10 protein-coding genes are annotated in these 11,405 nt (G+C 55.3%); all 10 read left to right on the top strand.

The window, feature by feature from the left end; genetic code table 11:
• The first annotated feature begins 309 nt into the window (after positions 1-309).
• Genes B2Y11_RS05975 through B2Y11_RS05930 form a run of 10 tightly spaced genes read left to right on the top strand, consistent with a single transcriptional unit; the run spans position 310 to position 10,945 of the window.
• Positions 310-1,338 (top strand): rod shape-determining protein, encoded by a 1,029-nt coding sequence (locus tag B2Y11_RS05975; protein ID WP_291057301.1) that lies wholly within the window; start codon positions 310-312, stop codon positions 1,336-1,338.
• Positions 1,339-1,340: 2 nt separating this feature from the next.
• Complete coding sequence (mreC, locus tag B2Y11_RS05970; protein WP_291057299.1) at positions 1,341-2,252, top strand: rod shape-determining protein MreC; 912 nt, start codon at positions 1,341-1,343, stop codon at positions 2,250-2,252.
• Positions 2,249-2,743: a rod shape-determining protein MreD gene (mreD, locus tag B2Y11_RS05965; protein ID WP_291057297.1), complete on the top strand. Its 495-nt coding sequence runs from the start codon at positions 2,249-2,251 to the stop codon at positions 2,741-2,743. Before mreC ends, mreD begins: the two co-directional genes overlap by 4 nt.
• Positions 2,740-4,608, top strand: coding sequence for a penicillin-binding protein 2 (gene mrdA, locus B2Y11_RS05960; RefSeq protein WP_291057303.1), 1,869 nt, complete (start codon positions 2,740-2,742; stop codon positions 4,606-4,608). The genes mreD and mrdA overlap by 4 nt, the downstream gene beginning before the upstream one ends.
• Complete coding sequence (locus B2Y11_RS05955; protein ID WP_291057295.1) at positions 4,608-5,465, top strand: AAA family ATPase; 858 nt, start codon at positions 4,608-4,610, stop codon at positions 5,463-5,465. The genes mrdA and B2Y11_RS05955 overlap by 1 nt, the downstream gene beginning before the upstream one ends.
• A 3-nt stretch (positions 5,466-5,468) precedes the next feature.
• A complete protein-coding gene (gene rodA, locus B2Y11_RS05950) occupies positions 5,469-6,584 on the top strand; it encodes a rod shape-determining protein RodA (protein WP_291057293.1) in 1,116 nt (371 codons plus the stop codon).
• 8 nt (positions 6,585-6,592) lie between these two features.
• On the top strand, positions 6,593-8,488 hold the full coding sequence (locus B2Y11_RS05945) for a TIGR03960 family B12-binding radical SAM protein (protein WP_291057291.1): 1,896 nt from the start codon (positions 6,593-6,595) through the stop codon (positions 8,486-8,488).
• On the top strand, positions 8,469-9,191 hold the full coding sequence (locus B2Y11_RS05940) for a TIGR03936 family radical SAM-associated protein (protein ID WP_291057289.1): 723 nt from the start codon (positions 8,469-8,471) through the stop codon (positions 9,189-9,191). The genes B2Y11_RS05945 and B2Y11_RS05940 overlap by 20 nt, the downstream gene beginning before the upstream one ends.
• A 1-nt stretch (position 9,192) precedes the next feature.
• Positions 9,193-10,599, top strand: a complete 1,407-nt coding sequence (locus B2Y11_RS05935; RefSeq protein ID WP_291057287.1) for an Rne/Rng family ribonuclease — start codon at positions 9,193-9,195, stop codon at positions 10,597-10,599.
• Positions 10,600-10,609: 10 nt separating this feature from the next.
• Positions 10,610-10,945, top strand: coding sequence for a thioredoxin family protein (locus B2Y11_RS05930; RefSeq protein WP_291057285.1), 336 nt, complete (start codon positions 10,610-10,612; stop codon positions 10,943-10,945).
• Positions 10,946-11,405 lie beyond the last annotated feature (460 nt).

The following is an 11,405-nucleotide window of genomic DNA, read 5'->3' as shown; positions in this document are numbered from 1 at the left end:
GCTTCTGCCTTCCAGAGGAAGGAGACTAACGCTTTTCGTCAGGCAGCGCTGGTGACACAAGAGGAAAGCGCGTAACGCTGACTTTATAATCATTGCCCAAAGGGCAATCCACAACCCTCGGCCCGCAGGGCCGTCAAACCTAAGAACCCGACCGCCAAAGGCCGGTCAAACTTTAGAACCTTCCCATTTGAGCCTTTTGAACCTTCACGCCGCAGGCGGGGACAATCACACTCTCCCATCCCCCGCCCTGTTTTCATGGTGCCATCCATGGTATAATAATACGAATCCTTTGAAAAGGTGGTATGCTTAATGTTTTCTGCAATGTTAAACTGTCTGGGTGTGGACATGGGGTCCTCCCAGGTTCGTATATTTCAGCGGGACAAGGTTATATTGGAAGAGGCTTCTACGGCGGTGGTGGACAATATCAGCGGCCAGGTGCTTGGTTTTGGCACGGAGGCTCTGATTCTTTACCATAAGGAGCCGGAGAATAATACGCTGGAGTGGCCGGTGAAGAATGGCGTGATTGCCGATTATGACATGACGAAGGCCATGCTTCGGTTTTTCCTGAATAAGGCTCTTCGGCGGTCTGTTTCCAGGCCCAGTCTCATGGTGGCCATTCCTACGGAGATTTCTTCCGTCACCCGTCATGCGCTGGTGGATGCACTGATTCATGCCGGGGCCCAGGGGGTGTTTCTCATTCCTTCGCCGGCGGCTGCGGCCATCGGGGCGGGAAAGGATTTGTCCGTGCCTTCTGCTGTTCTTTCCCTTGTTATCGGCCGGGATGTGTCGGATGCAGGCATTTACGGCTGCGGCGGGGTTCTGGCTCAGGAGGGGATTTCCTTTGGGGGCCATGATATCGACCTTGGCATCTGCCGTCACATCCAGGACCGGTACAGCATGATGATCGGCCTGGAGCAGGCGGAGAAATTGAAGAGCGAGGTGCTTTCCCTCACCGGCAGCGGAACGGATAATGCTTTTACGGTCCGGGGCCGCAGGCTCAGTGACGGTGTGGAAGTGGTTGTTGAAATTTCTGTGGATGAAATGAGTCCTGTCATGCAGCATATTATGGAGCCGGTGATTCTTCTTATCCGTCGTGTCATGAGGCGGGCTACGCCGGAGATGGCCGACGATTTCCTAAAGAACGGGCTGCTTCTGTCGGGAGGCAGTGCTCTTATGGACGGGATCAGGGACTGGCTGTCCGGTGAGCTTCATATGCCCGTTTCGATTCCGACAGATCCGGGATCTGTGGTGGCCAAAGGCTGTTTTGCGGCCTGCATGATGGACAAGGAGCATTCCCTGCTCATTGAAAATGGTGATAAATACTATGGGGGAGCTTGATTTTGATATTCTTCAGTAAGAAAAAGATGATCAGCATGATTGTGCTTTTTGCTTTTATGGGCGGCTGTGGATGGTTCTGGCGGCACAGGGAGTACATTCCCTTCGTGTCCCAGCCATTGTCTGTAGGGGCCGCTCCTTTTGAATACGGCGTATCCCGGGCGGCCTGGGCAGGGGAGAACGGCATCGGTTTCCTTAAGCAGGTCTTTTCCAACTGGAAGGAGCTGGATGAGCTGAGGAAGGAAAATGAGAGCCTGAAGACGGAGCAGAATCATTACAGTGAGATTCTGGCGGAAAATATCCGGCTCCGGAATCTTTTGAAGTTCAAGCAGGGCTATACCAGCTACAATCTTCTGGGGGCGTCGGTGATTGAAAGGGATTACGGCGGCTGGACCCACACCATGGTCATTGACCGGGGGGAGGACAGCGGCCTTAAGAAATACATGCCTGTCATCGTGCCCACGGGCATTGTAGGTTTTGTGAGCGAGGTGTATATGAATTCCGCCAGGGTGCAGCTTCTTCTGGATCCCCGCACCACTATCGGCGGTATTGTGCAGCGTCCCGCGTCCCGGGTGGTTTCCATGGTATCCGGCAACAGCGGCAATCCGGGGTATCTCACCCTCATGTCTCTTCCGAAAGAGGCGGATGTGATCAAGGGAGATACCATCGTTTCTTCCGGCTACGGCGGCGTGTACCCCAAGGGGGTGGTCATCGGCACGGTGGAGAAGGTGGACGTGAATGCGGAGGGAGGCACCCAGTCGGCGGAAATCAAACCGGCGGCCGATTTCTCCCATCTGGAGGAAGTCTTTGTCATCACCGACCATATCCAGAAGACGGCGCCGGAAAGCATTACGGTGAAGCCGCCGAAGATGGAACCGGCTATGAACCCGAACAAGCAGCAGGCAGGTGATAAATGATGAGCACTTACAGCCTTGTGCTATTAAGCTGCATCATTTTCCTTCTGCAGTCCTCTTTCCTGCCCTTTCTTTTCAACGGCATTATGCAGCCTGACCTGTGGCTCACGGTGATTGCCCTGGCGGCGGTAATTGTGGACCGGAAGTCCGCCTTTATCCTGGCAGGGGTGGGGGGATTTCTGCAGGACATTGTGACCAGCAATTTCTTCGGTCTTCATCTTCTGCCCTACCTTGTGATTACCCTGCTTTTTGTGAAATTCGGCAGGCACCGGTACAATAAGCACTGGTATGTTTCCCTTTTGTCGGTGCTGCTGGCGTCGGTGATTTATGTGGTTTTTTCCAGTATCATCATGGGCTGGGCCGGGAGCCGGTATCCATCCCTCTTTTATTTCATTTACCTGGGCATTCCCCTGGTCCTGATGAACGGGGGCTGCAGCCTGATTCTGCATAATTTCCTATGGATGTTGAAACGGGAGGAGGAACCCCGTTGGTGAAGAAACATATCCCCTCCATCTTGAATTCGCTGGTGAAGAACCGGGAGGAGTCGCGGTATGGCCGCATGATTTACGCTGCCATAATCCTTCTGCTCATTCTTGGTGCCCGCCTCTTCTGGATGCAGGTGGTGGAGGGCAGCTACTACCAGGAAGAAGCGGACGGCAACCGTATCCGCCATCTGCCGCAGCAGGCTTCCCGGGGCGTCATGTACGACCGAAACGGTATCATCATGGCAGGCTCCCGTCCGGCCTACAGCGTTATTATGCCGGTGGAAAGGAAGAAGAACAGCCTTTCCGACGATGAAGTGAACCGCCTCTCTCTGCTCCTCAAGGTGCCGGTGGAGGATATCAAGAAAAAAATAGAAGATAACAAGCTGGCCTTCGGCGCCATTTATCTGGCCAACGATGTGGGTATCGATGTGGCTACCCAGATCGAGGAAAAGAAAGACGATTTTCCGGGCATTGAAATCGAAGTGAATCCCCTTCGGGTGTATCCTCTCGGCGCTGCAGGCGCCCAGGTGCTTGGCTATGTAGGGGAGGCAGGGCCTGACGACAGGGATGCCAACGGCAATCCCTATAAAACCGCCACCCTTATTGGCCGTTCCGGTCTGGAAAGGCAGTACAACCAGTTCCTGGAAGGCAGGAACGGTTCCAAGACGGTGGAGGTCAATGCTTCCGGCCAGCCGGTGCGCTATGTGGAAGGCACGCCGCCTGTTTCAGGAAATAATGTGCGCCTCACCCTGGATGCCCATCTGCAGAAGGCGGCGGAGGATGCCATGGAGGCCCAGGCAAGGACCCTGGCCCATTCCGGCGTTTTTGCCACCGGCGCATCCGCCGTGGCCATCGACCCCAATACGGGGGCAGTGCTGGCCATGGCAAGCTGGCCCAGCTATGACCCCAACCATTTCAGCAAAGGCATTTCCGCCAAGGAATGGAATAATATCATTAATAATAAGAACCACCCCATGCAGAACAGGACTATTGCGGCCATGTATCCTCCGGGCTCCCTGTTCAAGGTGATTACGGGCTCCGCAGCCCTGGAATCCAAGGTCACCACGCCGGAGGAGCGGATTTTCGACAGCGGCAAGCACTGGCTGGTGGACAAGAGAAACTCCGAAGGTGAGGCCTTCGGCTGGATCAATTTCTACGAAGCGGTGGAAAAGTCGGATAACGTCTATTTCTATGAAATGGGGCGTCGTCTGGGCATTGACCGCATTTCCGCCATGGCCCGGGATTACGGCCTCGGCAAACCTACGGGCATCGACCTGGCAGGGGAAGCGGACGGCAATGTGGCCAGCGAGGAATACAAGAAAAAGGTATTCAAGCAGGACTGGTACCTGGGCGAAACCATGGACGCCGCCATCGGCCAGAGCTTTACCCTGACCACGCCTATCCAGATGGCAATGGTGTATGCTTCCATCGCCAACGGCGGCTTCCGGTACAAGCCCTACCTGGTGAACCGCATCGACAAGCTGGACGGTTCGCCTCTTAAGATTTATTCGCCGGAGAAGCTGGGCACTCTGCCGGTGTCCAAGGCCACCCTGGACGACCTGCACCAGGCCCTCCGCATGGTTATGACGAAGAACGGCACCGGCGGCGCCCTCTTTGCCAACTATCCCATTGCGGTGGCAGGCAAATCGGGCACGGCGGAAACGAACGGACTGGATAACGGCTGGTTCGTGGCCTACGGCCCCTTCGACAAACCGGAAATTGTGGTGCTCTGCATGTTCGAACACTCCGGCTTCGGTTCCGAATCCGCCGCTCCTGTGGTAAAACAGATTATGAATGCCTATTTCCACCTGGGCGACTACGCACCGGGAAAGGAAAAGGCGGAGAATAAAGACAGGAAGGGAGGAAATCCCTGATGGCAGCGATTCTATCCGCCGCATCCGGCAAAGGCGGGGTAGGGAAGACCCTTATTACCGCCTCCCTGGGCATTACCCTCTCCCGGAGGGGAAAGAAAGTGCTCCTCATAGACGGTGACATGGGCCTTCGGAACATGGACCTCATCCTGGGACTGGAAAACGACTGCTTCTATAACATCTGCGACTTGGCAGAGGGGAAGTGCTTCCTGGAGGATGCGGTGCTTCCTGTAATGGAGAACCTTGATTTCCTTCCCGCTTCCCAGAAGGAGACCTGGGAAACCGTATTTCCTGCGGCCATGGACACGGTGCTTGATGACATCCACCGGCTCTACGACTACATTCTCATCGACTGTCCCGCCGGCATGGGGAAGGGCATCGAAACGGCCTTCCGCCTGTCCGACAAAATCGTGCTGCTGGTGGCGCCTGCCTGGTCTTCCAGAAGAAATGCGGACCGCCTCCTTCCCCTTATAGGGAAAAAGCCCTATGCTTACCTGCTGAACCGCTTTACCGGAGGGGAGGGCACAGGCCTTTCCTTCCATGAGGTGTATGACACGGTGGACGAAGAGAGCTTTGGCGGCGTCATCCCCTTTTCCTTCATGGCGGACCGTCTGGCAAACAGGGGAGAGCTTATTGATTTCGATGAAAAGAGCGCCTACGGCCGGGCTTTGTCCGACGCCGCCCGCACCCTCTTTAAAGATAAGGAAATCCCCCTGTCCCGCTGGGAATCGTTCCTGGCAGTAGGGGATAGAGAAAACGAGGAGGATATGGAAAGAAGAAATAGAAATCAAACCCATGAAGTAAAGGGCCTGTCCTGGCACTCCGGCAGCCGGGCCTATAAATGGCAGCGGAGGCGATAACCTATGAATCTTATTCATTACTGGCGTAAAATCGACAGCACCCTCCTCATGACGGTGCTGGGGCTGGCGGTGGTATCTCTGCTGATTATTTCCAGCGCCACCCATGCCAATGTGCCGGACCATCCGGGACAGTACGATTTCGTCATCAAGCAGGGGGTATTCCTCCTCATGGGCCTTATCATCGGCGGCGCTTCCCTGTACTTTGACTACCGGCTCCTGTACCGCTTTGTGCCCGCCCTTTATGTTGTGAATGCCATCATGCTTTTGGTGGTGAAATTTGCAGGCACCAGCGCCCTGGGCGCCCAGCGGTGGATCCAAATCGGCCCCTTTACGCTGCAGCCTTCGGAATTTGCGAAAATCATTATGATCATCTGCCTGGCCCGCCTCCTTTCCAACAACAGGGGAGGCTACAGGACATGGAAGAGCCTTCTTCCTGTGGCAGGGCTTATGGCTCTTCCCACCCTCCTTATCTTCATCCAGCCGGACCTGGGCACCAGCCTTGTATTTGCAGCCATTACCTTCGGCATGCTCTACATCTGCGGCCTCAATATGTCACTGGTGAAGAAGGCTTTCATCGCCTTTGCGGCGGTGTTTCCGCTGATCTGGTTCTTCGTGCTGCACAGCTACCAGAAAATGCGTATCCTGGTGCTCTTTAACCCTTCCGTGGACCCCTACGGATCCGGCTACCACGTGATCCAGTCCAAGATTTCCATCGGCAGCGGCGGTTTCATCGGCCAGGGCCTTTTCGAAGGCACCCAGAGCCAGCTGAACTTCCTGCCCGAAAACCATACGGACTTCATTTTTTCCGTTATCGGGGAAGAACTGGGCTTCATCGGAGCCATTTTTGTCCTTTTCCTGTACTTTATCCTTTTATACCGTGCCATTATGATTTCCCGGTCCTCGGGAGACGCCTTCGGAAGCCTTCTGGCCTGCGGCATTTTCTCCATGTGGCTTTTCCAGATTTTCATTAATGTGGGAATGACCCTGGGCATCATGCCGGTCACCGGCATTCCGCTGCCCTTCATGAGCTACGGCGGCAGTGCCCTCATGATGAACCTTCTCTGTGTAGGACTTTTGATGAATATTTACATCCGGCGCAAAAAGCTGATGTTTGATTAGGAGTGACTATGAACCCTGTAAAAATTGATCCCGTATGGCTCATGCATATCCAGAAACCGGCCCGTTACATCGGCGGCGAATGGAACAGCGTAGTGAAAGACCATGACAGTGTGGACGTGAAAGTGGCCCTGGCCTTCCCCGATGTGTATGAAGTGGCCATGAGCCACCTGGGCCTGAAAATCATTTACAGCGTGCTCAACGCAAGGGACGACACCCTGGCGGAAAGAGTATACGCCCCCTGGGTGGATATGGAAGCCCTCATGCGGGAAAAGCATATCCCCCTTTACACCCTGGAGTCGAAATGTCCGGTCAGGGACTTTGACGTGCTGGGCTTCACCATGCCCTTTGAAATGTGCTACACCAATATCCTGAACATGCTGGACCTTGCCGGCATCCCCCCTCTGGCAAAGGACAGGGGAGAGGACGACCCCATCGTCGTTTCCGGCGGCCCCTGCGTGTACAATGCGGAGCCTGTGGCTGATTTCTTCGATGTTTTCTTCATCGGCGAATCGGAAGAAGCCATCGGCGAAATGGCGGAGCTTGTGAAAAACTGGAAAAAAGAAGGAAAGCCGGGAGGCAGAAAGGAAATCATCCGCCGCATGGCCACCATCAAAGGCTGCTATGTTCCTTCCCTTTACCAGGTGAATTACTATGAAAACGGCATTTTCCGCTCCATCGCTCCCACCGACGAAGCAGCCCAGTTCCCTGTGGAAAAACGGATTATCCCCGACTTCGACAAGGTCAAAGTGGATGACAAGCCTATCCTGCCCCATATTGAAATCGTGCATGACAGAGCGGTGCTGGAAATGTTCCGCGGCTGCAGCCGGGGCTGCCGTTTCTGCCAGGCCGGCATGATTTACCGTCCGGTCCGCGAAAAGAACGAGAAAAAACTGCAGGAAATCGCCGATACCCTGATCAGGAACACGGGATACAATGAAATTTCCCTCATGTCCCTGTCTTCCGCCGACTACTCCTGCCTGCCGGAGCTGGTGGACCACCTTCTGGAAACCTTCAAGAACCGCCGTGTATCCGTAAGCCTTCCCTCCTTACGTGTAGACTCCTTCTCCATCGACATTGCCAAGAAAATCCAGCAGGTGAGAAAGAGCGGCCTCACACTGGCGCCGGAAGCGGGCACCCAGCGCCTTCGGGATGTAATCAATAAGGGGGTCACCGAAGAAGACATTATGGGCGCCTGCTCCAATGCCTTCAAAAATGGCTGGAGCAAGGTGAAACTCTATTTCATGATGGGCCTTCCTACAGAAACGGACGAAGACCTGAAGGGCATCGCCGACCTGGCCATGCGGATTAAAGAACTTTACCATATCATCCGCGGAAGAAACGACTGCCGCATCACCGTCAGCGTGGCTAGCTTCGTGCCCAAACCCTTCACCCCCTTCCAGTGGATGCCCCAGTGCAGCGTGGAGGAAATCGAAAGGAAACAGCAGTACCTGAAGAGCCTCTTCACCGACAGGCATATTAAATTTGCCTACCACGACGCCAAAACAGGGCGGCTGGAAGCGGTACTGGCAAGGGGAGACAGGAAACTGGCCCCCGTCATCCTGAAGGCCTGGGAAAAGGGCTGCAAGTATGACAGCTGGACCGAATTCTTCGACTACGACCGCTGGATGGAGGCCTTTGAAGAATGCGGCGTGGACCCGGACCTCTATGCGTCCCGGGATAGAGACGAATACGAACCGGAACCCTGGGACCATATCGACTGCGGCGTATCCAAGGACTACCTCCGGAAAGAATGGCGCCTGGCAAAGAGAGGCATCCTGACCCACGACTGCCGCCACCTTGCCTGCAACGGCTGCGCCGTATGCCCCATATTGGACGTGAAACCCATTGATCATAAAGAGGAGAATGCACATGAAAAGGCTGTTTTTGTCTATCACGAAAGGTGAGGAACTCCGTTTCCTGGGGCACCTCGATTTCCTGCGCACCCTGGAAAGGGCGGTTATGCGCTCCGAAATCCCGGTGGCTTTCTCGGAGGGCTTCAACCCCCATATGAAACTGGCCCTGGACTCCGCCTTGGGCGTAGGCGTCACCGCCGACCCCCTGTACCTGGAAATGAAACTGGAAGGGGACATGGACCTGTCCGAAGTGAAGGAAAGACTGTCCCGCCAGCTGCCGAAGGGCATTGCCATCCGCTCCATTGTGGAAGCGGAAAAGAACTGGCCCAAATTCGTGGCCGTTTTCAACGAAGACGCCTATGAAATGGAAGGACCGGTGAAAGAAGGACTGACGGAGGACGATTTCAAACAGGCCGAAGCCTCCCTCAAGCAGTTCAACAGCCTGTCCTCCTTCCTCTATAAAAGGGTGACCCCGAAAAAGGTGAGGGAAATGGACGTGAAGCCCATGATCCTGGAGCCCATGAAAGTCACCTTCACCAGGGATAGAGCCTACCTCACCTTCTCCCTGGTGAGAAGCTCCACCGGCACCGTGCAGCCCAAGGACATCTGGAAAATACTTGCGGAAACCTTCCACATGCCCTGGACGGAGGGCGAATTCATCTGCTCCCGCACCGGCACCTACCGCCGCCTGGAAGGGAAAAGACTCACCCTTGAAGATGACGGCGTATTTCAGGGATTACTGAAAGGAAATTGACATGAAACAGCTTCTTCTCCACGTAAGGCCTGACCAGACCACCCTTGCCCTCCTTGACAACGACACACTTTCCCAACTCTTTGTGGAAAGAGCGGGGGAAGAAGACATTGTGGGAAGAGTGTACAAGGGCGTCATCAAAAACGTGGTGCCCTCCCTCTCCGGCATGTTCGTCGATATCGGCATCGGAAGAAACGCCTTCCTCCGGGACCGGGACACCCTGAAAGGGGCGCCCCGCACCGAAGGCGCTTCCATCCTGGTGCAGGTGGAAAAAGACAGCACCGAAACCAAGGGACCCCTGGTCACTGAAAAAATCAGCTTCGCCGGCCGCTACGCCGTAGCCCTGGCAGGCTCCTCCTACATCGGTATCTCCAAGAAAATCACCGACGAAAACATAAGAAACAGGCTGAGGAGCGCCGCCTCCTCCCTGGCAGGAGAAGGCACGGGCTTCATCGTCCGCACCGCCGCCCAGGGGGCAGTGGAGGAGGACTTTAGAAATGATATTTCCTCCCTCTCCCGTACCATGGACATCGTCATGAGAAGAGGGGCCATCGAAAAAGCGCCGGCCCTCCTGTACAGAGACGGCGACCTGGCGGTGAAAAGCGTGCGGGACTACCTGACAGGCGCCGACCGCCTTCTGGTGGATGACAGGGCCACCTATGCAAGGCTCCTCACCCTTGCGGAAGAAGAACATATTTCCAAAGACAAAATCCTCTTCTACGACGAAAGAGAAAGCCTCTTCCATGCCTTCCACGTGGACGACGAAATCCGGCGCCTCTTCGACCGGGTGGTGCCCCTTCCTTCCGGCGGCTCCCTGGTCATCGACTACACCGAAGCCCTCACCGTCATCGACGTGAACTCCGGCTCCTTCAAAGCCAAAGGCATGCCCCACGACCAGCTGGCCTTCCTCATCAACAAAGACGCCGCCCGGGAAATCGCAAGACAGATCCGCCTCCGCGGCATCGGCGGCATGATCATGGTGGACTTCATCGACATGGAGAAAAAGGAAGAAAAGGAAAAACTCCTCCAGATCCTCAGGAATGCCGTGAAAGAAGACCACACCAAAACCCTGGTCCTCGGCATGACATCCCTGGGCCTTGTGGAAATGACAAGAAAAAGAACCACCAAAAGAACCTGGCAGTATTACTACGACCCCTGCACCGCCTGCGGCGGCACCGGCCGCATCCTCTCCGCCAAAGTGGCGGCGGACCGCATTCTGGAAGACCTGGAAAACAGAAGGAGAAAAGGCCCCTTCAAAACAGCCCTGGAAATCCGCTGCCCGGGAGAAGTGAAAAAGGTCCTGGAAACAGGCCCCATGAAAGAAAACCTTGAAAAAACCGCGGGCACGGACATCACCATCATCGAAGAACCATCCTACTCCCGCGAAACCTATACCATTCTATCCATATAAGGAGGATGCTATGATTACAGACCTTTACACAGACAGCGACCTTGACAGAGAATTCGTAGACAAAAAAGGATTCGTCCTCCTGGAACTGGGCGCCTCCTGGTGCCGCCCCTGCCAGGTCATGCTCCTCGCCTTCTCCGGCGCGGAAGAAGAATTCAAAGGAAAAGTCCGCCTCTGCCGCATCGACGTAGACGAAGCAGAAGAACTGGCTGACCGCTTCGCCCCCGAAGGCATCCCCACCTTCATCTTCTATAAAGACGGAAAAGAACTGGGAAGAATCATCGGCTACAGGCAGAAGAATAAATTCTTTGAAGATATAGCCAGGATGATGAAACAGGCAGGGGAATAAAGAGAAAGATGAAAAAGGCGCCCATGAAACAGGGCGCTTTTTTTTGATTGGAGGGGCGGGGGGCTGTATTCCCGTAGGGGCCTGCGGCCTTTGGCCGCAGAGGGGCATATGGCATCCATCGGGCCTGATGGCCCTCGGTGCCAAGGGGTGCGTCGCTGTCGCTCAGGGGGCAAAGGCCGTGGCAGGCGGCTTCGCGGAGCGGCTGGGATCGGAGATCGGGATCGAGGATCGGGGAGCCTTGCCGGGCAACAGTCATCCTGAGCGAAGCTCAGGATGACGAGTGTCCTGCGAGAAGAAATCGAGGCAGCACTGGTCATGGGATAGCCCCTTGACTCTGTCATACTAAACGCAGTGAAGAATCTCGGTGCGTGGCGAGGATGACGTCATAGGAATTCATGCAGGGGCCTGGTACTTCGCCCTTCCCGCCGACTGGGATTCTTTAGTGAGCTAGTGAGCTAGT

This window comes from Dialister sp. UBA1703, from assembly GCA_002320515.1.
In the GTDB taxonomy this organism is placed as follows: domain Bacteria; phylum Bacillota; class Negativicutes; order Veillonellales; family Dialisteraceae; genus Dialister.
This window is presented reverse-complemented; position numbering and strand designations above follow the sequence as displayed.